General features: G+C 68.4%; 12 protein-coding genes and 2 pseudogenes. 7 read left to right on the forward strand and 7 right to left on the reverse strand.

What is annotated here, in order from left to right:
• Window positions 1–64 precede the first annotated feature (64 nt).
• Together K9U37_RS08470 and K9U37_RS08475 are read right to left on the reverse strand one after the other, a co-directional pair.
• On the reverse strand, window positions 65–3,754 hold the full coding sequence (locus K9U37_RS08470; protein WP_243071313.1) for a multifunctional oxoglutarate decarboxylase/oxoglutarate dehydrogenase thiamine pyrophosphate-binding subunit/dihydrolipoyllysine-residue succinyltransferase subunit: 3,690 nt from the start codon (window positions 3,752–3,754) through the stop codon (window positions 65–67).
• 181 nt (window positions 3,755–3,935) lie between these two features.
• On the reverse strand, window positions 3,936–4,703 hold the full coding sequence (locus K9U37_RS08475) for a hypothetical protein (protein ID WP_243071314.1): 768 nt from the start codon (window positions 4,701–4,703) through the stop codon (window positions 3,936–3,938).
• A gap of 142 nt (window positions 4,704–4,845) precedes the next feature.
• Here K9U37_RS08475 and K9U37_RS08480 point away from each other — a divergent pair, with 142 nt between their 5' ends.
• A complete protein-coding gene (locus tag K9U37_RS08480) occupies window positions 4,846–6,159 on the forward strand; it encodes a multidrug effflux MFS transporter (protein WP_243071315.1) in 1,314 nt (437 codons plus the stop codon).
• Here the strand turns inward: K9U37_RS08480 and K9U37_RS08485 are convergent.
• Window positions 6,098–7,204: an Rv2629 family ribosome hibernation factor gene (locus K9U37_RS08485; RefSeq protein WP_243071316.1), complete on the reverse strand. Its 1,107-nt coding sequence runs from the start codon at window positions 7,202–7,204 to the stop codon at window positions 6,098–6,100. The two genes, K9U37_RS08480 and K9U37_RS08485, sit on opposite strands and share 62 nt — an antisense overlap.
• Window positions 7,205–7,481: 277 nt before the next feature.
• Between K9U37_RS08485 and K9U37_RS08490 the strand changes: the two genes are divergently transcribed.
• A complete protein-coding gene (locus tag K9U37_RS08490; RefSeq protein ID WP_243073287.1) occupies window positions 7,482–9,374 on the forward strand; it encodes an MFS transporter in 1,893 nt (630 codons plus the stop codon).
• Between the two features lie 130 nt (window positions 9,375–9,504).
• Here K9U37_RS08490 and K9U37_RS08495 read toward each other — a convergent pair whose 3' ends face one another.
• From K9U37_RS08495 to K9U37_RS08510, 4 genes and pseudogenes are all read right to left on the reverse strand, one after another.
• On the reverse strand, window positions 9,505–10,857 hold the full coding sequence (locus tag K9U37_RS08495; protein WP_243071317.1) for an FAD-binding oxidoreductase: 1,353 nt from the start codon (window positions 10,855–10,857) through the stop codon (window positions 9,505–9,507).
• Window positions 10,854–14,255, reverse strand: coding sequence for a TM0106 family RecB-like putative nuclease (locus K9U37_RS08500; RefSeq protein WP_243073288.1), 3,402 nt, complete (start codon window positions 14,253–14,255; stop codon window positions 10,854–10,856). Before K9U37_RS08500 ends, K9U37_RS08495 begins: the two co-directional genes overlap by 4 nt.
• 33 nt (window positions 14,256–14,288) lie before the next feature.
• Window positions 14,289–15,134: pseudogene (locus K9U37_RS08505) on the reverse strand (putative bifunctional diguanylate cyclase/phosphodiesterase); the annotation flags it as partial.
• Window positions 15,135–15,219: 85 nt separating this feature from the next.
• A pseudogene (locus tag K9U37_RS08510) lies at window positions 15,220–15,782 on the reverse strand (LppP/LprE family lipoprotein).
• 72 nt (window positions 15,783–15,854) lie between these two features.
• Here K9U37_RS08510 and K9U37_RS08515 point away from each other — a divergent pair.
• The 5 genes from K9U37_RS08515 to K9U37_RS08535 all read left to right on the forward strand — a co-directional run bounded on the left by K9U37_RS08515 (window position 15,855) and on the right by K9U37_RS08535 (window position 22,113).
• The gene (locus K9U37_RS08515) at window positions 15,855–17,564 is read left to right on the forward strand and encodes a DEAD/DEAH box helicase (RefSeq protein ID WP_243071318.1); all 1,710 of its coding nucleotides are present in this window, start codon (window positions 15,855–15,857) and stop codon (window positions 17,562–17,564) included.
• Complete coding sequence (locus K9U37_RS08520) at window positions 17,561–18,697, forward strand: acyltransferase family protein (RefSeq protein WP_243071319.1); 1,137 nt, start codon at window positions 17,561–17,563, stop codon at window positions 18,695–18,697. The genes K9U37_RS08515 and K9U37_RS08520 overlap by 4 nt, the downstream gene beginning before the upstream one ends.
• A gap of 289 nt (window positions 18,698–18,986) precedes the next feature.
• Window positions 18,987–20,777, forward strand: a complete 1,791-nt coding sequence (locus K9U37_RS08525; RefSeq protein WP_308197358.1) for an NAD(P)H-dependent oxidoreductase subunit E — start codon at window positions 18,987–18,989, stop codon at window positions 20,775–20,777.
• A complete protein-coding gene (locus K9U37_RS20175) occupies window positions 20,774–21,487 on the forward strand; it encodes a 2Fe-2S iron-sulfur cluster-binding protein (protein WP_243071321.1) in 714 nt (237 codons plus the stop codon). The genes K9U37_RS08525 and K9U37_RS20175 overlap by 4 nt, the downstream gene beginning before the upstream one ends.
• Window positions 21,484–22,113, forward strand: coding sequence for an NADH-quinone oxidoreductase subunit B family protein (locus tag K9U37_RS08535; RefSeq protein ID WP_243071322.1), 630 nt, complete (start codon window positions 21,484–21,486; stop codon window positions 22,111–22,113). Before K9U37_RS20175 ends, K9U37_RS08535 begins: the two co-directional genes overlap by 4 nt.
• Window positions 22,114–22,123: the final 10 nt, after the last annotated feature.

The raw sequence follows: 22,123 nt of genomic DNA on the forward strand, positions 1-22,123 counted from the left end.
CGCGGGCGTGCGTCCCCCATACGCCGAGCGCGGGGCGTCGGTGGCGGCGAGGCGGCCGCCTTGTTCACCCGAACGCCTCGTCGATGATCTCCTGCTGCTCCACCGCATGCACCTTCGAGGAGCCCGACGACGGTGCCGACATCGCCCGCCGTGAGATCCGTTTGATCCCGGTCAGCTTCTCCGGCAACAACTCCGGCAGGTACAGGCCCAGGTTCGGCCAGGCGCCCTGGTTGGCCGGCTCCTCCTGGACCCAGAAGTACTGCTGGGCATTGGGGTAGCTGTCCAGGGTGTTGGCCAGCCGGCGCCTGGGCAGCGGCGCCAGCTGTTCGATCCGGACGATCGCGACGTCCTCACGCTTGTCCTTGGCCTTACGGGCTTCCAGCTCGTAGTAGATCTTGCCGCTAGTCAATAGGATTCGGGTCACCTTGCTGCGGTCGCCGTCACCGTCGGTGTAGGTCGGCTCCTCGAGGATGGACCGGAACTTCTGCTCGGTGAAATCGCGGATGTCGCTGACGGCGGCCTTGTTGCGCAGCATCGACTTCGGCGTGAACACGATCAGCGGCCGGTGGATCCCGTCGAGGCCGTGGCGGCGCAGCAGGTGGAAGTAGTTCGCCGGTGTCGAGGGCGTCGCGATGGTCATCGAGCCCTCGGCCCACAGCTGCAGGAAGCGCTCGATGCGCCCTGAGGTGTGGTCGGGACCCTGGCCCTCGTGGCCGTGCGGCAGCAGCAGCACCACGTCGGAGAGCTGGCCCCACTTGGCCTCACCGGAGCTGATGAACTCGTCGATGATCGACTGCGCGCCGTTGACGAAGTCGCCGAACTGCGCCTCCCAGAGCACCAGTGCGTGCGGATTGCCCACGGAGTAGCCGTACTCGAAACCGACCGCCGCGTACTCGGACAGCGCCGAGTCGTACACCAGGAACCTGCCACCGGTCGGCGTGCCATCGGGATTGATCGTCAGCAGATCCAGCGGGGTGAACTCCTCGCCGGTCTTGCGGTCGATGATCACGGCATGCCGCTGGGTGAACGTGCCGCGGCGGGTATCCTGTCCGGACATCCGGATCAGCTTGCCCTCGGCCAGGAAGGTGCCCAGCGCCAGCAGCTCGGCGAAGGCCCAGTCAACCTTGCCCTCGTAGGCCATCTCGCGGCGCTTCTCCAGCACCGGCCTGACCCGTGGGTGCACCGAGAAGTTCTCGGGGAAGGCAAGATGCGCGTCACCGATGCGGGCCAGCAGCGTCTTGTCCACCGCGGTGGTCATCCCGCGGGGGATCATCTGGTCTTCTTCGACCGACTCGCTGGGCTCGACTTCGACCTTCTCCAGCTCACGGACTTCGTTGAACACCCGCTCGAGCTGGCCCTGGTAGTCGCGCAACGCGTCCTCGGCCTCTTTCATCGAGATGTCGCCGCGCCCGATCAGGGCTTCGGTGTAGCTCTTGCGCACACCGCGTTTGGTGTCGATCACGTCGTACATGTACGGCTGGGTCATTGACGGGTCGTCACCCTCGTTGTGTCCGCGGCGGCGGTAGCACAGCATGTCGATGACGACGTCCTTCTTGAACTTCTGCCGGAAGTCCACCGCCAGCCGGGACACCCAGACGCACGCCTCCGGGTCGTCGCCGTTGACGTGGAAGATCGGCGCGCCAATCATTTTCGCGACGTCGGTGCAGTACTCCGAGGACCGTGAGTCGTGCGGTGAGGTGGTGAAGCCGATCTGGTTGTTGACGATGATGTGGATCGTGCCGCCGGTGCGGTAGCCGCGCAGCAGTGCCAGGTTCAGCGTCTCGGCCACCACACCCTGGCCGGCGAACGCCGCGTCGCCGTGCAGCATCAGCGGCATCACGGTGAAGGCCCGGGAAACCTCGGCGTCACCGGACGCCTCTTCCTCCAGCAGGTCCTGCTTGGCGCGGACCAGACCTTCGAGCACCGGGTCGACAGCCTCCAGGTGTGACGGGTTGGCGGTCAGCGACACCTGAATGTCGTTGTCGCCGAACATCTGGATGTAGTTGCCGGTGGCGCCCAGGTGGTACTTGACGTCACCGGAGCCGTGGGCCTGCGACGGGTTGAGGTTGCCCTCGAACTCGCTGAAGATCTGCGAGTAGGGCTTGCCGACGATGTTGGCCAGCACGTTGAGCCGGCCGCGGTGTGGCATGCCGATGACGACCTCGTCGAGGGAGTGCTCGGCGGCCTGATCGATCACCGCGTCCATCATCGGGATGACGGTCTCCGCGCCCTCCAACGAGAACCGTTTCTGCCCAACGTATTTCGTCTGCAGGAACGTCTCGAACGCCTCGGCGGCGTTGAGCTTGCTCAGGATGTACTTCTGCTGAGCGACGGTCGGCTTGTCGTGCTTGACCTCGATCCGCTCCTGCAGCCACTTCTGCTGCTCGGGCTCGAGGATGTGGGTGTACTCCACCCCGATGTGCCGGCAGTAGGCGTCGCGCAGCAGGCCGAGCACGTCGCGCAGCTTCTTGGTCTCCTTGCCGGCGAAGCCCTCAACCTTGAACACCCGGTCGAGGTCCCACAGCGTCAGGCCGTGGGTGTTCACGTCGAGGTCGGGGTGGCTGCGGAAGCGGGTCTTGTCCAGCCGCAGCGGGTCGATGTCGGCCATCAGGTGACCGCGGTTGCGGTACGCCGCGATCAGCTCGATGACCCGGGCGTTCTTGTCGACGATCGGGTCCGGGTTGTCGGTGCGCCAGCGCACCGGCTCGTAGGGGATGCCCAGCTCGAAGAAGATTTCGTCGTAGAATTCGTCGGAGAGCAGCAGCTCGTGGATGGTGCGCAGGAAGTCACCGGATTCGGCGCCCTGGATGATCCGGTGGTCGTAGGTCGACGTCAGCGTGATCAGCTTGCCGATACCCAGTTCGGCGATGCGCTCCTCGCTGGCGCCCTGGAACTCGGCCGGGTACTCCATCGCGCCGGCGCCGATGATCGCACCCTGCCCGGACATCAGCCGCGGCACTGAGTGCACCGTGCCGATGGTGCCCGGGTTGGTCAGCGAGATCGTCACACCGGCGAAGTCCTCGGCAGTGAGCTTGCCGTCGCGGGCGCGCCGCACGATGTCCTCGTAGGCGGCGATGAACTGGCCGAACCGCATGGTCTCGCAGTTCTTGATCGCCGCGACGACCAGCGAGCGCTTGCCGTCTTTGCCCTGCAGGTCGATGGCCAGACCCAGGTTGGTGTGCGCCGGGGTGATGGCGTTGGGCTTGCCGTCGATCTCGGCGTAGTGCCGGTTCATGTTGGGGAACTTCTTGACCGCCTGCACGATGGCGTGGCCCAGCAGGTGGGTGAACGAGACCTTGCCGCCGCGAGTGCGCTTGAGGTGGTTGTTGACGACGATGCGGTTGTCGATCATCAACTTCGCGGGGATGGCCCGGACGCTGGTCGCGGTCGGGATCTCCAGCGAGCTGTTCATGTTCTTGACGACGGCCGCCGCAGCGCCGCGCAGCACCTGGGACTCGTCGCCGGACGCCACGGCCGGCGGCGCGGACTTGGGTGCCTCGGGCTTGGGAGCGGGCGCGGCCTCGGGAGTCGGAGCGGGAGCAGTCGGGGCGGGCTCCGAGGGCGCGGCCGGCGCAGCGGCGGCGCGGGGCTGCCCGTTACCGGCACTGGCGGTCTCGGTGGCCGGCTCCGGGTTGTAGTCGACGAGGAACTCGTGCCAACTCTCGTCAACCGAGGAGGGGTCGTCGCGGAACTTGCGGTACATCTCCTCGACCAGCCACTCGTTCTGTCCGAATGGTGAACTCGTAGTGCTCACGGCAGTTGCTCGCCTCGATTCCTCTCGTCCGGGCGGTCCGTGCTCCGACGGTTTGCCCCATTCTTCAGCCCCGACACACGGCCGCCGTCTAAAGGCTATCCCTTCTTCGGTGTTCCCGAAGCACGTCAGGGTCATGCCCCCGGCGCGGTGCGACAACCGGTCGACGAGGGTCGACGGACGGCTACCGTTCGCTCACCCTCGCGTCCGCGATCGCGGGGAGCAGATGCAGCAGCACCGGCCAGCGCGCGGGCGCCGGCCCGAATGCCGTGCGGGCGTTCTTCGCGATCTTCTTGCCCATCACGCGGTTGCCGCCGCCGCCGACCGCGGCGCCGATGCCGACGGGCAGCATCTTGCCCAGGGCCATCGCGCTGCGCTTGATGGTGTAGCGCTTGACGAAGTAGCGCATCAGCCGCGTGTTCAGCTGGGACACCAGCGGCAACGGCAGCATCTCGGCGCCCTCGGCCAGCCAGGCGCCGTTGGTGCGGCCCGGGCCGACGAGGTCGGCGATCGCGCCCTTGCTCTCGTCACCCACCAGGACGGCCAGCACCAGGGCCCGGCGGCGCTCCCGGTGCTCCAGCGGGATGCCGTGCACCTCGGCGACCGCCAACACGAACACCGCCGTCGCCTCCAGGAACACCAGCGTCTCGCCGGCCACCGCCGACAGTGCCGCCAGAGTTCCGATACCGGGGAACGCGGCGGCAGAACCGACTGCGGCACCGCTGGCCATCACCGCGGCCAGGTAGCGCTTCTCGAGCTTGGTGACGATCTCGGCGGGCGTGGCGTCGGGATGCAGGCGGCGCAGCCGCGCGACGTAGGCCGCGACCGCGGGCGCCTGAGCCCGGGTGCTGCGCTCGATTACCTGGGAGAGCACCCGCGCCGACATGGTCGGGTTCTCCTCGACCGGGGCAGGCAACTGCTCCGGTGAGGTTCCCCGTCGACGGAGTTTCATGCGGGTGCCTTCCTGTCTCTGCGGCGTGACCATCAGGCTAACGAACGACCGAGTGCGAAACGTGCCCGCCGTGATCCCCGTCACCGCGGGTCGGATCGGCCCTGGAGGAACAAATAATCGGACAGCGGCGCTGCGGCTGAGCATGGCAACATCGCCGCCTGTGACCGCCACCGACGACACGACCACCACCGCGCTCACCGCCGCGCCCGGCCGGGTGCGGATGATCGTCGTGCTCGGCGCGCTGGTGGCGCTCGGCCCGCTGACCATCGACATGTATCTGCCCGCGCTGCCGCGCATCGCTGATGAGCTCGGGGTGTCGTCCTCGGTGGCGCAGCTGACGCTGACCGGCACCCTGGCGGGGCTGGCCGTCGGCCAGCTCGTGGTGGGCCCGCTGTCGGATTCGCTGGGTCGCCGTCGTCCGCTGATGGCCGGGATCGCGCTGCACATGGTGGCCTCGCTGCTGTGCCTGCTGGCCCCCGACCTGACCATGCTGGCCGCGGCCCGCGCGCTGCAGGGCATGGGCGCCGCCGCCGCGATGGTGGTGGCGATCGCTGTCGTCGGCGACCTGTTCACCGACTCGGTGGCGGCCACCGTCATGTCGCGGTTGATGCTCGTACTCGGGGTCGCGCCCGTGCTGGCACCGTCCTTGGGTGCCGCGGTGCTGCTGCATGCCAGCTGGCACTGGGTCTTCGCGGTGCTGATCGTGCTGGCCGGTGCGCTGCTGCTGACGGCGGCGCTGGCGCTGCCCGAGACGTTGCCGCAATCCCACCGGCGGCCCCTGCGGCTGCGGTCGATCCTGGCGACCTACGTCGAGCTGCTCGGAGACCTCCGGTTTGTGATCCTGGTGCTGGTCGGGGCGCTCGGCATGTCGGGCCTGTTCGCCTACATCTCCGGGGCGTCGTTCGTGCTGCAGGGCCGCCACGGCCTGGACCAGCAGAGTTTCGCGCTGGTGTTCGGCGCCGGCGCAGTCGCGCTCATCGCGGCCACCCAGTTCAACGTCGTGTTGCTGCGCCGGTTCGCGCCGCAGCGCATCATGGTCGGCGCGCTGGTGGCAGCCACGCTGGCCGGCGTGGTATTCATCGCCGTGTCGGCGACCCACGCCGGCGGCGTGCTGGGCTTCGTGCTCCCGGCGTGGACCATCCTGGCGATGCTTGGCTTCGTCATCCCCAACGCGCCCGCGGTCGCACTGTCGCGTCACCCCGATGCGGCCGGCACCGCCGCGGCCGTGCTGGGTGCCGCCCAGTTCGGCATCGGCGCCCTGATCGCCCCGGTGGTGGGTCTGCTCGGCAACGATGAGATCGCGCTGTCGGTGGTGATGACCACCGGTGTGGCGGTCGCCCTGCTCGCGCTGGTGGTCGTCGGCGTGCCGGACGCCGACGACGCGAGCCAGCGGCTCAGCCCGCGGAGCTGTTCTCGGCGTAACGCAGCACCGCGCCCACACCGTCGGCCGGGCTGAGCCGCTCGTCGGTGCGCACCAGCGCGGCGCCGGTGGCTGCGGCCAGCAGCGGAAGCGCCTCGTCGGCGCGCAGCGTCCGCTCCGGCGCCCCGCCCAGCGCGGACAGCGTGTCGGCGTCCGGGGCAACCGTCGCCAGGTCGGCGTCGGCGACCACGGTCGCGTCGCCGAGCTCACCGATGATCAGCGTGTCGACCGCCCCGTCGCGCAGAGCGGCGGTCACGTCGGCCAGACCCTCGACCGCCAGCCCGGTGCCGCGGCCGGCCGCGAACCGCTGCGCGGCGTCGTCGATGGTGGCCAACCGCCGCTTGAGGAACTCCTGGCCGATCTCGTGGCGCACCTCGGCCTCGTCGGTGCCTGCGGCGCGCCCGCCGCCCTGCAGCTGCACGACCTTGTCAGCGGCCCGCTCGGGCAGCGCCGAGGCCAGCTCGGTGCGCGCTCCCGCTTCACCCTCGATGAACACCAGCTCGGCGCCCACGTCGTCGACCAGGTGGGTGACCCGGTCGGCGACCGCGCGGATGTTCTTGCGGACGGCCTCGTCGACCTTGCCCTGCGCGGTGCCGTACTCGTGACCCTCGGCGGTCTTGGCCTTGTGCACCGGGCGGCCCTCGCCGTCTAGGGTCTCGTGGCTCACCTTGCCCGGGCGGTGCACCGTGATGTCGGCGCCGGTGTGGTCGACCGCGACCACCAGATAGGTGGTGTGCAGCAGGCCGTGCTCGACGATCGGAATCAGGTAGGGCAGCTCGGAGACCCGCAATTGGGTCGTGGCCGGCGGACGGATCAGATGCTCGTCGGCGACGACGGCGCCGCCGGCGGCGATCAGCGCGCGGCCGCTGCGGCCCACCGGCGGACGGGCGCCGCGCACGGCGCTCTCGATGGCCTCGATCACCGATGCGTCGACGGACTGCTCCTCCAGATGCTTGCGCACGTCGCGCAGCCGGGCGTCGAGCTGTGCCGCGGCATCTTGGGTGTCGTGCGAGTCGTCGAAGTAGATCGACACGAACGGGCCTTTCGCGTCCACCAACGGGCGAAAGCGTTCCGAGTGCATGGTTCCTCCCTCAGCAGAGATGTCGGTCCGGTGTCGGTTCTCCACGGGGATCAGTTCCCCCGACAGCTGTCCGTTCTCAACCTACGCCCGGCGTGATGCAGACCCGGCTGTGGGCCACCGCCATGGCGCCCGGCGCCCGCCGGTCGATAGTCTCGATCAGGCACCGCGGTTGCAGCCGGAAGACAGCCGGCCGCCGCTCCGCAGGCGATGGCGTCACGTGCGGCAAGCCGAATCTCATCGCAGGAAGCCGAGACGAGGTGCGCAGATGACCAGGAACATGGCCGGCCCGGCGCCGGACGTGGACTTGGCCGACCCGCCGAACGCTCCGGCGAATCCGTGGAACGCGCTGTGGGCCTTGATGGTCGGCTTCTTCATGATCCTGGTGGACTCGACCATCGTCGCGGTCGCCAACCCCAGCATCATGGACGCGCTGGAGATCACCGATTACGACACCGTGATCTGGGTGACCAGCTCCTACCTGCTGGCCTTCGCCGTGCCGTTGCTGGTCGCCGGACGGCTGGGGGACCGCTACGGACCCAAGAACCTGTATCTGGCCGGGCTGGCGATCTTCACGGTGTCCTCGCTGTGGTGCGGCCTGGCCGGCTCGGTGGACATGCTGATCATCGCGCGCGCGGTGCAGGGCCTGGGCGCGGCCCTGCTGACCCCGCAGACGCTGTCGACGATCACGCGCATCTTCCCGGCCGAGCGGCGCGGGGTGGCCATGAGCCTGTGGGGTGCGACGGCCGGGGTGGCGACGCTGGTCGGTCCGCTGGTCGGCGGCGTGTTGGTCGACCGCCTGGGCTGGGAGTGGATCTTCTTCGTCAATGTTCCGATTGGTGTCTTCGGTCTGGGGTTGGCGGTCAGGCTGGTTCCGACGCTGCCCACCCAGAAGCATCGCTTCGACGTGCTCGGTGTCGCGCTGTCCGGGGTCGGCACGTTCCTGGTGGTGTTCGGGCTGCAGGAAGGCCAGAGCCACCACTGGCAGGCGTGGATCTGGGCGGTGATCGTTGCCGGCATCGGGTTCTTCGCCGCCTTCGCCTACTGGCAGTCGATCAACCGTGACGAGCCGCTGATTCCGCTGGAGATCTTCGCCGACCGCGACTTCGGCCTGTCCAACCTCGGCGTCGCCATCATCGGTTTCGTGGTCACCGCGATGGTGCTGCCGGTGATGTTCTACGCGCAGGTGGTGTGCGGTCTGACACCGACGCGCTCGGCGCTGCTGATCGCGCCGATGGCGGTGGCCAGCGGTGTGCTGGCGCCGTTCGTCGGCCGGATCGTCGACAGCACACATCCGCGCCCGATCGTCGGGTTCGGCTTCTCGGTGCTGGCGATCGCGTTGACGTGGCTGTCGATCGAGATGACCCCGACCACCGCGATCTGGCGGCTGGTGTTGCCACTGACGGCGATGGGGGTGGGGATGGCATTCATCTGGGCGCCGCTGGCCACCACCGCCACCCGTAACCTGCCCCCGCGACTGGCCGGGGCGGGCTCCGGCGTCTACAACACCACCCGGCAGGTCGGGTCGGTGCTCGGCAGCGCCGGGATGGCGGCGTTCATGGCGGCACGGATCGGTGACGAGCTGCCCGCCGCCCCCGCCAACGCCGCGCCCGGTGAGCTCGCGGTGCTCAAGCTGCCGGCGTTCCTGCACGAGCCGTTCGCGACAGCGCTGTCGCAGTCGATGCTGCTGCCCGCCTTCGTCGCGCTGTTCGGCATCGTCGGCGCACTGTTCCTGGTGGGTGGGTCACCCCGGCGGATTCGGGGTCCGGGACTGTCGGATGACTACGACGTGACCGACGAGATCCCGATCTACGACGACGGCTATGACGATGACGACTACCTCGCATACCAGGTGTCCCGGGAGCCCGGCTACTACCAGCCGAGCTATCAGCCGGCGCCCTGCGAGCTCGAGAAGGAGACCGAGCAGATCGTCTGGTGCCGCGAGCCCGAGCCCGAGCCCGAGCCGATCGGATTCGCCCACAACGGCTTTCACGTCGACTGGGGCGGCAGTAGGTTCGCTGACCTGTTCGCCGATGTCCACGCCGGCGAGGCCGAGCCGCGCTCGCGACACCGGTTGAGCGACGGTGACGAGCTGCGCCTGGCGCGCCACTACCGCGGCGACGCCGACGACGGCGAAAGCTATGGCCGGCATTCGATGCCCCGTCGCGACTGACGACCGCTGACTCTTCCCGCCGAGCGTCACACCAGAGTGACGTTCGGCGAGGATCAGTCGACCGGCAGCAGGTCGGGGTGTCGGTGCGCGCCGACCGTAGTGCGGCCCCCAGCCAGTGTCGATCTCGGCCTCAGTCGAACAGCACGGCCGGATTCACATAGCCGGTCGGGTCGAAGGCGGCCTTGATGGCACGCATCGCCGCAATGTCGGCGGGCTCGCGCGACATGCCGAGGTAGGCGCGCTTGCGACTGCCGATACCGTGCTCGGAGCTGACGTTACCGCCGTGGGCGGCAATCAGTTTCATCATCGCGGCATACAGGTGACGCTCCTGCTCGGTGCCGCAGCGCAGCACGTTCAGGTGCAGGTTGCCCTCGCCGATGTGGCCGAACAGGACGGGTACCGCCTCGGGGGCGTGCTCGGCGACCAGCGCGGCGGAGTCGGCGGCGAACGACGGGATCGCCGAAAGCGGAAGTGAGACATCGAATTTCAGTGGCGGTCCGAACAATCCGACCACGTCGGCGGTGGATTCGCGGACCTGCCACAGCCGCTGCTGGGCGTTCGCGTCGATTCCCACGGCGGGCTCATCGGCCAGTTCCGTGCCGTCCAGCGCGTCGGCCAGCCGCTCGGTGAGATCGGAGTCGCCGGCCAGTTCGATCAACAGTAGCCAGTCGCCCTCGACCGGCACTGGCACGCTGAGGTGCTTGGCGGCCAGTGCGGCGGCCCGACCGTCGATCATCTCGAGTGCGGCGATGGCGTCGGTGTCGCGCAACGCCCGCCCGGCGCCCACCAGGTCGTCCAGCGTGGTGAACCCGCACACCGCGGTCACCCGGTGCTTCGGAATCGGATGCAGCCGCACGTCGAGCCCGGTGATCACCCCGAGGGTGCCCTCGGCGCCGATGAACAGCGACGCCAGGTCGTAACCTGTGTTGTCGGCGCGCACCTGACTGTGGCGGTGTACCACCGAGCCGTCGGGCAGCGCGACGTCGAGGCCGATGACCTGTTCACCCATGTTGCCGTAGCGCACGGTGCGCAGGCCGCCGGCATTGGTCGACGCCATCCCGCCCACGGTGGCCGAGTCGCGCGCGGTCAGGTCCACCCCGAACAGCAGACCCGCCGCCGCGGCCGCGCGCTGCAGGTCGGCCAGCGTCACACCGGACCCCACCCGCACCCGCCGCTCGCTCACGTCGACCTCGCCGACCTCCGTCAGGCGTTCGGTGGACAGCAGCACGTCGTCACGCTCGGGCACGGTGCCGGCCACCAGCGAGGTGCGCCCACCCTGGATCGTCACGCACACCCCGGCCGCGCGGCATTCGCGCAGCACCGCGGCGACCTCGTCGGGCGTGCCGGGCCGCACCAGCGCGCTGGCCCGGCCACGGTAGCGACCCGTGTAGTCCACGCTGCGGCCGTCGAGCACGCCAGGGTCGGTGACAACGTGTGCGCTGCCGACGATGCTCTGCAGCCCTTCGGTCAGCGTTGTGCTCATGGCGCGGGTTTATCACACCCCTCGCTTGTCATCGCCAGGAATGCCCCCAACTCCACCAACCCCGCCGGCGTCGAGGGCAGGTACTCGGTGAGTGTCGCCGAGCGCACGATCACCGCGGCGTACTTGGCCCGGCTCACCGCAACGTTGAGCCGATTCCGGTTCAGCAGGAACGAGATTCCGCGCGGCACCTCAGCGATCGAGGACGCCACCATGGATATGAACACCACCGGGGCCTGCCTGCCCTGGAACTTGTCCACTGTGCCGGCCTGCACTTCAGCCAGCCCGGCCCGGTCGAGAAGGTGGCGCAGGAGCACGACCTGGGCGTTGTAGGGCGTGACCACCAGCACATCGGATGGCGCCAGCGGCCGGGTGCCGTGCTCGTCGGTCCACGGCGAGCCGAGCAGACGGGAGATCTGCGTGACGATCGCCTCGGCCTCCTCGCGGCTGTCGGTGGAGTTGCCGTCGTGGTCGAGCGTCAGCACGTGCACCCCGGGTTCGAACCCGTCGAGTCGGCGCGCCCCGGTGGTCTCCTCGACAGAGCGCAACCGGCCGTCGTAGCTCAGCCGCGACACCGCGGCGCAGACCGCGGGGTGCATCCGGTACGAGCGGTCCAGGAAGTAGCCGAGTTCCTCGGGCAAGGTGTGCCGTCCGTCGACCAGCCATCCCAGCGCGGATGAGTCGACCGGTTCGGGGTGCGTGCCTTGACTGACCTGGGGCAGTTGCTGAGGGTCGCCGAGCAGCAGCAGGTTGGTGGCGGCCGCCGCGACGGCGATGGTGTTGGCCAGGCAGAACTGGCCGGCTTCCTCGATCACCAAAAGATCCAGGCTGCCCGGCGGTACCCGGTCGGGGTTGGCGAAATCCCATGCGGTGCCGCCGATTACGCAGCCATCATGCTCGGCGATGAACACCGGATAGGCCTTTTCGTCGATATCGGTCCAGGGCCCGCTGCCGTTCGGTTTCTTGGCCACCCGCTCCGCATGGACGCCGGCGCTGATGATGTCGCGAAACAGGTTCTCCACCACCGCATGTGCCTGGGCGACCACCCCGACGCGCCATTGATGGGTGTTGACCAGATCGGCGATGACCCGCGCGGCGGCGTAGGTCTTGCCGGTTCCGGGCGGGCCGTGCACCGCCACGTACGAGCAGTCCAAAGCAAGTAGTGTGGCGGTGATGTCGCCGACGCAGTGACAGGTACGTGGCAGTGGGCCGCCGGTCCGGGGCGGGTGGCGCAGCAGGATGTCGACGACGGCCGATGACGGCAGTGCGGGCAGCCCGGCCGCGATATCGGATGCGGCCGCGTCGATGGCCTTCCGCAATGGCTTGGTCCCGAACGGTGCGCCGGGAGTGAGCGCGAACGGGGTCTGGGTGAACGGACCGCCGTCTTTGGGCTCGCGCTCCATCACCAGCACCTGGGTGGGTGCCGAGGTGTCGTCGCATTCGAGGACCGTCACCTTGCCGCATGCCCGTCGCTCGGGATCCTCGGACAGGCCGGCCGGAGTCGGCGGGTCGTACAGCGCGTACATCTCCTGGGTCAGCTCACCGGCGGCCATCGCACCGGTCAGCAGGATCCTGCGCTGCTGTTTGCGTGCCCGCGGCGGGATGTGCCAGTCGGCGTCGAGGACCGCTGTCTCGGCGATGAAAACACCTGGTGTGTCGTACCATTCGTCGACCGGACTGTTGAGCCGGTCGAAATGTCCCCACCAGAACGGCTTGTCCTCCCGGCGGTGATACCCGCGGGCGGCGGCCATCATCGCCACAGCCCGCTGCTCGGCGCTGCGCGCGCTCACGTCGTCGCCGGCGAACCGCGCCAGCGTCTGGGCCATCTCGTCGTCGACCTCGACCTGGCCGCCCTCGCGCACCGGCTGCGGCCCCAGCGGCGGCACCCCGGCCTCGAACGCACGCTGCAGCAACCAGTCCCGCAGTTTACGGGTGGAGCGGCAGTCGTAGCGGTTGTAGTCCTCGATCTCCTTGAGTACGTTGGCGGCCTCGTCGTCGCGGCCCTCGGCGCGCAGCTCGCAGTAGCGGGCGTACATCGTGATCGAGTCGGTGGCCGTGGTGACGTCACCGGTGCGCAGCTCCGAACCCATGTACAGCGGCTCGAGCGACTTCAGGCTGTAGTTCGCGGTGCCCACCAGAATGCTCTTGCGCACCAAGGGATACAGGTCCACCAGCACGCCGTTGCGCAGCAGGTCGTCGACCTCGTCCTCGCCTTCGCCGTAGCGCCCCGCCAGTCGTAGCAGCGCCGTCTTCTCGTACGGTGCGTAGTGGTAGATGTGCATCTTCGGGTAGCGCCTGCGCCGCTTGCGCACCGTCGTCAGGAAGTCACGCAGTGCCTTGCGCTCCGCGGCGCGGTCGTGCGCCCACAGCGGTGTGAACTCCTCGTCGGCGCCGAGCACACCGAACATGTACTCCAGGCCCCAGTCGCGCCCGTCGGCCGTCCACAGCGGGTCGCCCTCGAAGTCGAAGAACAGGTCGCCCTTGTCGTGGTCGGGCAACAGCATCAACGGCTGCGCGTCGACGACCTCGAACGGCGGTCTACCGTCCACCCGCGGAGCGATCTGCAGGCGGGCCTGGCTGCCCAGCGCGGTGACGGCGCGCGCCGGCAGGTCGGGCACCGGCCCCTCGTGCTGGGCAAGGTCGGTCATCGTGGTGATACCGGCGTCGATCAGCCTGGCGCGCTGACTGACCCGCATGCCCGCCACCAGAAGCAGGTCGTCCTGGGCGCGCACCTGGATCTCACACTCGGGGCAGCGCATGCACGCGCGGACCGTCTCGTCAGCCCAGCTGACCGCGACCCCGCTGTCGAAATGGCGGTCCAGCAGGGTCTGCAGTTCGGCACGCCGGGACCGGTACACCGGCAGCAGTTCGTCTACCCGGTAGGTCATCATGGTGCCGTTGCCCAGCACCAGTTCCACCTCGTGGTGGACGGCTGCCCCTCCTTCGGCAAGAGTCTCGGCGTACGCGGCCAACTGCAGCAGCGCCTCCACCTTGACCGAGCGGGCGAGCTTGGTGTCGCGCAACCGATACCGATCCCCGTCGAGCACCAGGAAGTCGGCGAATCCCACGAAGCGGCCGTCGAACATCGCGGCCTGGTAGATGACCGGCGCGCGCCGTTCGACCGCGCGCCGCGTGGCATCGGCCGCGGCGGAGAGCCCCGCCAGCGAGTAGGCGGGCCGGCCGATGATCGCGACGTCACTGCGCGAGCGCAGCTCGTCGAGATGACGCTGCTCGTGTTCGCCACCGAGTTCGGCGGTGCGGGCCAACAGGTCGTCGGCGGCCGCGACGGCAGGTCCCCGGCCCAGCCGCGCGTCGAACGAGCGCAGCAGCGCATACTCGCAGCGGGCGGCCGCGGCGAGGTCGGATGCGCTGTAGATGACTCGATCGTCGGCGACGAACACAGCCCCACAGTAGGCGCGGCCACCGACAACCTCGAGCCGCAACCATCCCGGCTCGATGCCGGTTTCGGCGATCACCTGCCGGGCCTGCTCGACGAGGTCGGGTTCGGCGAATTGGCGCGGGGAGAGGTTCACAGCGACCGTCAGCGGCGCACGGCCCTGCCGCGCCGCGTTCCATCCGACGGCCGCCCGGCAGGCCTCGCGCAACACCCACAGGCCGATCGGCACGATGAGTCCGGTCTCCTCGGCGGTCGGGATGAACTCGTCGGGATAGCGAAGGGTGGTCGGGGAGGTCCGCCACCGCAAAAGAGCTTCGGCTCCGACGATTTCGTCGTCGGCCGTCGATACCACCGGCTGGTAGTGCACTTCGAACGCCTGGTCGCGGGCGGCGGCCTGCAGTTCGCTTCGCAGGTCCAGGCGTCGGGTCGCGAAATCCTGCATGCGCGCGTCGTAGAACTCGGTACGTGCTTTGCCGCGCGCCTTGGCCGCGTCCATCGCCATGTCGGCGTGGCGCACCAGCTCGTCGGCCGAGTTGTGCCCGGCCGAGCTCATCGCGACCCCGATGCTGGCGCTGGCCAGCACCTCGTGGCCCTCCACCCGGAACGGGTGGCTCAGTACGCGGTGGATCCGGGTGGCGATCGCCATCGCGTCGTCCTGGTGGCGCACGTCGCGCACGAGGATGGCGAACTCGTCGCCGCTCATCCGCGCGAGCAGCACGTCGGGGTGCCCGGTGAGATCGTCCTGCCGGATCGAGGCCCTCAGCCGCGGCCCCACCTGGGTGATCAGGGCGTCGCCGGCGGCATGGCCGAGGCTGTCGTTGACCGGTTTGAAGCCGTCCAGGTCGATAAAGATCACGCAGAACTCGGACCGGTGGTCGGGCACGGACGGGTGTTTGCCCAAATGTTTCGCCGACGAAGAAATTGCAGGAAGTGACGGCAAAGCCTCGATTTTGAAAGAGTGCTGGAGGCTAGCCGGTGTTGCCGATCAGCTCCACGCCGTTGCCGTTCCACCGAAACTTCACGACGCTCTGCAGGCCCAAGCCGTTGACGTAGACCAGGGCGACGGTGTCCCCGGTGCTCTGCGAGGCGTCGACACCGTTGAAACCGAAAGTGTCCGGCACCCCGGTCGGGATGTATTTGCCCAGGTGAAACATCACGGCGCGGGTGTTGGGGTTCGCGCTGTTGGTGTTGGCTTTGATGATCACGGCGGACAGTTGCGTGCACTCGTTGTAGTTCCCGGCCAGCGGCACGGGGTACCACCCCTGACCGCTACGCGGGTCTTTCGGGAGCTCGGACACCGCCCGTGCGATGGCGGGTGCGGCCAGATTCACCGCACAGAGGTCGGAGGCGGGGGTGTGGTCGACGAGGGCGGCGGCGGTGGCGGGGGTGTCGAGCTGGCCGGGGCAGCCGAGGAGGTCACGCTGGTCGTGGGCTGCGGGGTCTTGGCCACCGTCGAGTCACCCGATCCGCAGCCGGCCAGCGCCGCGGCCAGAGCCGCACCCGCCGCAACGATTGTCAGGCGATGCCACACACCGGCTGACGGTACCGTCCGGGTCCGTCGATGTGGGATTACGGCACGCTCGGGCACTAGACTGCAGGTCCAATGACACCCCCGGAAAACGCCGGACCCGACGCCGACGCCACCTCCCCTCAGACTTTCGCCGACCTGCAGATTCACCCCGCCGTGCTGCAGGCCGTCTCCGACGTCGGCTACGAGACGCCCTCGGCCATCCAGGCGGCCACCATTCCGGCGCTGCTGGCCGGCTCCGACGTCGTCGGTCTGGCCCAGACCGGTACCGGTAAGACGGCGGCCTTCGCCATCCCGATCCTGTCCAAGATCGACCCCACCAGCCGCGTCACCCAGGCGCTGGTGCTGGCCCCGACGCGTGAGCTGGCCCTGCAGGTCGCCGAGGCGTTCAGCCGCTACGGCGCGCACCGAAACATCAATGTGCTGCCGATCTACGGCGGCTCCTCCTACGTCCCGCAGCTGGCCGGTCTCAAGCGCGGCGCGCAGGTCGTCGTCGGGACGCCGGGGCGCGTCATCGACCATCTGGAGAAGGGCAGCCTGGACCTGTCGCACCTGGACTATCTGGTGCTCGACGAGGCCGACGAGATGCTGCAGATGGGCTTCGCCGAGGACGTCGAGCGCATCCTGGCCGACACCCCGGAGTACAAGCAGGTCGCGTTGTTCTCGGCGACCATGCCGCCGGCGATCCGCAAGATCACCTCGAAGTACCTGCACGACGCCGTCGAGGTGGCGGTCAAGTCGAAGACCGCCACCGCCGAGAACATCACCCAGCGCTATATCCAGGTCGCCGGGCCGCGGAAGATGGATGCGCTGACCCGGCTGCTCGAGGTCGAACCGTTCGAGGCGATGATCGTGTTCGTCCGGACCAAGCAGGCCACCGAGGAGGTCGCCGAGAAGTTGCGGGCACGCGGGTTCGCCGCCTCGGCCATCAACGGCGATATCCCGCAGGCGCTTCGCGAGCGGACCATCGCAGCGCTCAAGGGCGGATCGATCGATATCCTGGTGGCCACCGACGTCGCCGCCCGCGGCCTGGACGTCGAACGCATCTCCCATGTGGTGAACTACGACATCCCGCAGGATCCGGAGTCCTATGTGCACCGCATCGGGCGTACCGGGCGGGCCGGGCGATCCGGGACCGCGCTGCTGTTCGTCTCGCCGCGGGAACGCCATCTGCTGAAGTCGATCGAGAAGGTCACCCGCCAGCCGGTCACCGAAGACCAGCTACCCAGTGTGGACGACGTCAATGCCCAGCGGGTGGCCAAGTTCCAGGATTCGATCACCGAGGCGCTCAACGCACCCGGCTTCGACATGTTCCGCCGGTTGATCGAGGATTACGAGCGCGACAACGATGTGCCGATGGCCGACATCGCCGCCGCCCTGGCGCTACAGAGTCGCGACGGTGCGGAATTCCTGATGACCGAGCCGCCCCCGGAGAAGCGCCGCGAACGCCCGGAACGTGAAGAGCGCGAACGGGCCCCGCGCAAGACCCGCGACGACCTGGCAACCTATCGCATCGCGGTCGGCAAGAGGCACAAGGTGGGCCCCGGCTCCATCGTCGGAGCGATCGCCAACGAAGGCGGCCTGCACCGCAGCGACTTCGGCCACATCACCATCAAGAGCGACTTTTCGCTGGTCGAACTGCCCGCCAAACTGTCCCCGGCGACGCTGAAAGCCCTTGAGAAGACCCGGATCTCTGGTGTGCTGATCGACCTCAAGCCGGATCGCGGCAGCCAGTCGTACGACTCGCGTCCCTCCGGCGGGAAGCCCCGGCGCCCGAGCCGATGACCGCGTCGGCCGAGGTCGACCAGGGCGGTCTCGAACAAGTCTCCACCGTCGACCGGGTCGCGTCGCTGACCGGCGTGCGGGCGGTGGCCGCCCTGCTGGTGCTGGGCACCCACGCCGCCTACACCACCGGCAAGTACACCCACGGCTTTGTCGGCCTGGTGTATTCGCGGATGGAGATCGGCGTACCGATCTTCTTCGTCCTGTCGGGCTACCTGTTGTTCGGACCGTGGGTTCGGGCGGCCGCGAGCGGGCGGCAGTCGCCGTCGCTGACCCGCTACGCCTGGCATCGGGTGCGCCGCATCATGCCGGCCTACGCGGTCACCGTCCTGGTGGCGTACCTGATCTACCACTTCCGCACCGCCGGACCCAATCCCGGCCACCGCTGGATCGGCCTGTTGCGCAATCTGACGCTGACCCAGATCTACACCGACAACTACCTGTTCTCCTATCTGCACCAAGGACTTACGCAGATGTGGAGCCTGGCGGTCGAGGCGGCGTTCTACGTCGCGCTGCCCGTCCTCGCCTACATGCTGCTGGTGGTGCTGTGCCGCGGGCAGTGGCGGCCGCGGCTGCTGCTCGCCGGATTGGCGGGCCTGGCGCTGATCAGCCCGGCCTGGATGATCCTGGTGCACACCACCCATTTCCTGCCTGACGGCGCCCGGTTGTGGCTGCCCGGATATCTGGCCTGGTTCATCGGCGGCATGATGCTGACGGTGTTGCAGGCCATGGGCATTCAGATGTTCGGTTTCATTGCCGTGCCACTGGCGCTGATTTGTTACGCCATCGCCTCGACGCCGATCGCCGGCGAACCGACCACCTCACCGACCGGTCTGGGTCAGGCCCTGGTCAAGACCGGCTTCTATGCGGTGATCGCGACGTTGGTGGTGGCGCCACTGGCTCTGGGCAACCGGGGTTGGTACGCGGGGCTGCTGGCCACCCGGCCGATGGTGTGGCTCGGTGAGATCTCCTACGAGATCTTCCTGGTGCACCTGGTCGTCATGGAGATCGCCATGGTCAACGTGCTGCACTGGCCGGTGTATACCGGGTCGGCGCCGGCACTGTCCGTCGTCACCCTGGTGATGACCATCCCGGTGGCGTGGGTGTTGCACCGGTTCACCCGGGTGCGTAGCTAGCCGGCCTCGCCGCGGTGGCCTGGACGACTTCGGACTGCTCAGCCGTCTCAGCGCCGATGGGGCCGCGCCCTCCGGCCGGCAGGCCTCTCGACGCACGAGGTGACGAGCTGTGGTCTTGCCGGTGAACTCGCCTTTTCGGCGATACGGGAGCAAGTCGTGCGTGGTAGCGTCGCCGCACACGGGCCCACAAAGGGCGGGTGGGACGACCCCTGATGAAGCGCCGTTGCTGCCGCGGATTCGCTGTCCTCCCGAGGTGGGAACTCGACGGACTGGCTGAATGGGTGGTGAGGTGACGACGACTCTCGACATGGTGACGGTCCTCGATGGACGCACCCGCGACCGCGTTGGCCTCCTCGACATCCTGTGGGATATCCAGCGTCGCGCGGGCCACATCTCCGCCGATGCGGCCGGCCAGGTGGCCGAGTGGCTCGGGTTGTCGGTCGAGGACGTTCTGGAGACCGCGACGTTCTATCACTTCTTCCACACCGAACCGTCGGGCCGTTACCGAATCTATCTGAGCGACAACGTCATCGCGAAGACGCGCTGCTATGACCGGGTGCGTGAGGCGCTGGAACGCGAGACCGGCACGCGGTTCGGCGGACCCGGCTCGACGGACTTCGGACTGTTCGAGACGGCCTGTGTCGGTATGAGCGACCACGAGCCGGCCATGCTGATCGACGGCATCGTCTTCGCCGACCTGACGCCAGGGTCGGTCGCCGAGATCATCGGGGGCCTCAAGAGCGGCCGATCGCCGGCCCAGATCGCCAATCCCTCCGGCATCCCGGACGACGACCTGGCCTATGTCGAACGCCTGACGGGGACGGTGGTGCACACCTCCGGGCCGGTGTTCTTCGGCGGGGACGGCGACCACGGCGGGCTGCTTCGGGGCTGCCGGGCGATGGCTCCTGAGGACGTGATCGCCGCGATCACCCAGTCGGGCCTGCGCGGCCGTGGCGGCGCAGGTTTCCCCACCGGCAACAAGTGGAAGTTCTGCCGGGCGGCGGCAGGGGATGAGAAGTACATCATCTGCAACGCCGACGAAGGCGAGCCGGGGACGTTCAAGGACCGGGTGCTGCTGACCTACTCGCCACGAGAGGTGTTCGCGGGCATGGCGATCGCCGCCCGCGCCGTCGGCGCGCGCGAGGGCATCCTCTACTTGCGGGCGGAATACGCATATCTGCAGAACTACCTCGAACGCCAACTCGCGCAGCTGCGTGTCGACGGCGCCCTCGGTGAGGGGTTCGACATCCGGATCCAGTTGGGTGCCGGCGCTTACATCTGCGGCGACGAATCGGCCCTCATCGAGTCCTGCGAGGGCAAGCGGGGGACGCCGCGCCTCAAGCCGCCCTTCCCGGTCGAGCACGGTTTCCTCGGAAAGCCCACCGTGGTCAACAACGTCGAAACCTTCGCCGCAGCCAGCCGCATCATGACCGACGGCGCGGCCTGGTTCGCGGCCATGGGTGTACCTGGGTCGACCGGCACCCGGCTGCTCAGCGTCGCCGGCGACTGTGCGGCGCCCGGGATCTACGAAGTCGAGTGGGGCATCACGCTGGCGCAGGTGTTGGACGTGATCGGCGCCGACAACCCGCGGGCCGTGCAGATCAGTGGCCCCTCAGGGGAAATGCTGTCGGTGGCCGCCGACGCCGGCCGCCGGCTGGCCTACGACGATCTGTCCTGCAACGGCTCGTTCATGGTTTTCAACCACGAACGGGACCTGCTCGAGATCGTCGGGGACTTCATGCAGTTCTTCGTCGACGAATCCTGCGGCATCTGCGTGCCGTGTCGGGCGGGCAACGTGGCGCTGCGCCAGAAGGTCGGTCTGGTGGCTGCCGGGCGGGCCGCCCGGTCCGATCTCGACGACATGGTCGCGTGGGGCGGGATCGTCGCCCACACCAGCAGATGCGGGCTGGGCGCCACCTCCCCGAATCCCATCCTGACCACGCTGAAGAAATTCCCGGAGATCTACGCGGCCCGGCTTCGGGAGCCCGCCGGCGCGCTGCTGCCGTCTTTCGACGAAGCTGCGGAACTGACCGCCCACGCCCGGGCCGTCGCCGAACTCGCTCCACGGGAGGCGTTGTGACAATCCGGATCGAGATCGACGGTGCCACCGTCACGGCCGAGGAAGGTGCGGCGCTCGTCGATGTCGCCGCGCAGGCCGGTGTCTACATCCCGACACTGTGTTACCTGCCGCAGCATCCGGCCCTGGGTACCTGCCGAGCCTGTGCGGTCAAGGTCAACGGCTCCATCGTGGCCGGGTGCACGGTCAGGGTCAGTGCCGGAATGCGAGTCGAGGTCGAGGTTCCCGACGCCGCCGATGCCCGTAAGGCGCTCGTCGAGATGCTGTTCTCCGAAGGCAACCACAACTGCCCGAGCTGTGAGAAGTCCGGCCGGTGCACCTTGCAGGCCGTCGCCTACGAGGTGGACATGGAGGTGTCGCGCTTCCCCTACCAGTTCCCGCAGCGGGTGACCGACCATGCGCCGGAAGCCATTTGGCTCGAGCGTGACCGCTGCATTTTCTGCCAGCGATGCGTCGAGTTCATCCGGGATCGCGAGACCGGCAAGAAGATCTTCAGCATCAACGGTCGCGGCACCCATGCCCGCATCGACATCGACGTGGAGCTGGCCGACAAGATGCCGCCGGACCAGGTCCGCGAGGCGGTCGACATCTGTCCGGTCGGGGCGATCCTGCAGAAGCGGGTTGGCTTTGACGAGCCCATCGGCGAGCGCCGCTTCGAAGTCGAATCGGTGCGAGAGCGGGCACTCGAACCATCGCGGAGGCAGGTCCAGTGACGACGCACGGTGCCAACGAGATTGCGTCGCATGAGCTTCCGGCCACCCCGCTCGATCCGGTGCTGGCTGCCCGCCGTGCCGAGAAGATCAAGGTCTCGATGATCAGCCTGTGTGGCTGCTGGGGGTGCAGCTTGTCCCTGCTCGACATCGACGAGCGGATGATCGGGCTGCTGGACAAGATAACCATCCTGCGGTCGTCGTTCACCGACATCAAACGCATTCCCGAACGGTGTGCGATCGGATTCATCGAGGGCGGTGTGGCCAACGACGAGAACATCGAGACGCTGCGCCACTTCCGGGACAACTGCGACGTTCTGATCTCGGTCGGCGCCTGCGCTATCTGGGGCGGTGTCCCGTCGCTGCGAAACCTGGTCGGGCTCAACGACTGTCTGGCCGAGGCGTATGCCCATTCGTCGACAGCGGTGCCGGGAGCGGAACCGGTGGTGCCCTACGACAAGCACCTTCCGATCTTGACCAACAACGTCTATCCGTGCCACGAGGTCGTCCAGATGGACTACTTCATCCCGGGCTGCCCGCCGAAACCCGACGCGATCCTCGACGTCCTCGAGGATCTGGTCGAGGGGCGACCGGTGGCCCTGCCGACGTCGCTCCTTCACTTCGACTAGGGGAACTCCT

Source organism: Candidatus Mycolicibacterium alkanivorans, from assembly GCF_022760805.1.
Lineage (GTDB): Bacteria > Actinomycetota > Actinomycetes > Mycobacteriales > Mycobacteriaceae > Mycobacterium > Mycobacterium alkanivorans.